Origin of the sequence: Pseudomonas agronomica (assembly GCF_025917275.1) — a bacterium.
GTDB lineage: Bacteria > Pseudomonadota > Gammaproteobacteria > Pseudomonadales > Pseudomonadaceae > Aquipseudomonas > Aquipseudomonas agronomica.
On record NZ_JAOSHO010000814.1, the window covers coordinates 1 to 1444 of the forward strand.

Here is a 1444-nt window from a genome sequence, read left to right on the forward strand (position 1 = left end):
ATCGCGAGCAAGCTCGCTCCCACAAGGGGTTTGGTGGGGTTCTTGCCTATTCGGGACCATTTAAAGATTTGCCCTACAGACCCTGCCTACTTTCCTGACTTATTTCTCCAGTCATCCCCGGCAAAGTCTCGCGCCCACTTCAGCGTTGCGAGAGGCCTACATGTCCATCAACGACAAAATCCTTGCCCAGGGCAACGTCATTGGTTCGTTGGTGATGGCGCTCATGGACTCGGACCACCCCGATGTCGAAGCGCTGTTGCAAGATTTCCGCAATTGCCTGAACGAATACGACAACTGGGCGGAAGGCTTCTGGACCGGCCGGGCGCTGGCCATCGAGCAGATGTTCAAGGTGGGCAACGAGGTGTCGCTCGCACCCGCGAAAAATGGCGGCAAGCAGGTCAGCGCCGTAGTGGCGGCCTGCCCCGCCCAAGGCCCGCTGACGCTGGTGCACATGTTCCAGTCCTCCCGCTTCGTGCCGATCGGCGATACGCCGGTGATGCTGGAACCGATCATCGGGGGCGAGCCGGGGAAGGAAATTTTCGGCGAGCCGATCCGTCACGAGATCGGGCCGAGCGGCATCCTGGAAGTCAGCGAATGCGACCGAGGCAAGCGCTACCGCATCACCTTTTTTCCTGATGTAACGACTGCTCATGTCGAGGCGCTGTACGCGTCCTACCAGAAGGTGATTGGCGAGCTCGAAGGCTGGCTGAGTGCCGAGTGGGACGAGTTTCACCCCCTGTGGAAAGAGTTCTCCGACAGCGGCTTCGCGAAGCGCTTCAATGTGCTCCAGCAAGCCGAGCTTCGCGGCTTTGAAAGAGCCGTGTACGGACTGTGGGACAGCGTCAAACAGCTTTTCGAGCTGCTGGCGGACCTGCAAGCCAACAGCGAAAAGCTGTTGGAATACCTTACCGAAGCCGAGCTTGAGCAACTGCTGGAAGCGTCATCCGAAGCGATTGCCAAAGGCCTGATGATCCTCAGCGATGAGCCCTTGCTCTTCGTCTACACGGCGGCCTTTACCAGTTGGCTGCGGATGATGCCGCCGCAGTACAGCGCCGAGGTCATGGGCGAGTTGCGCGCCTCGGTGCTGATCAACTTCCTGTTGGCGGCGGTTACCGGTGGACTGGGCGTCGGCCTGCGCATGAGCGGCAAGGTGCTGCGTCATGTCCGTTCGGAACGCGTCCGGACGTGGCTGCAGGCCTCGAGCCAACGCCTGGGTCAACTCAGCGGCGACAGCCTTAACGCCCATGCCGATGCGCTCAAGCCAGTGGTGATCGCAGGCCGAGGACCGTCCGTGGGTCCCGCGCCTGTCACTCCGCTACAGATCACTGCAGGAGATTCCCCACCACTGTCGGTCAGAAATCCGGCCCCGGTCGTGCGGGAAAAATCCCAGGCAGCTACACGGCTGAGCAAACAAGAACACCACGACGACGCCTCCACCCAATCG

At 60.7% G+C, this 1444-nt stretch carries 1 pseudogene; it reads left to right on the forward strand.

Going from position 1 to position 1444, the window contains the following annotated elements:
* Positions 1-160 precede the first annotated feature (160 nt).
* Positions 161-1444 (forward strand): annotated as a pseudogene (locus OC610_RS27360) (type IV secretion protein Rhs); the annotation flags it as partial.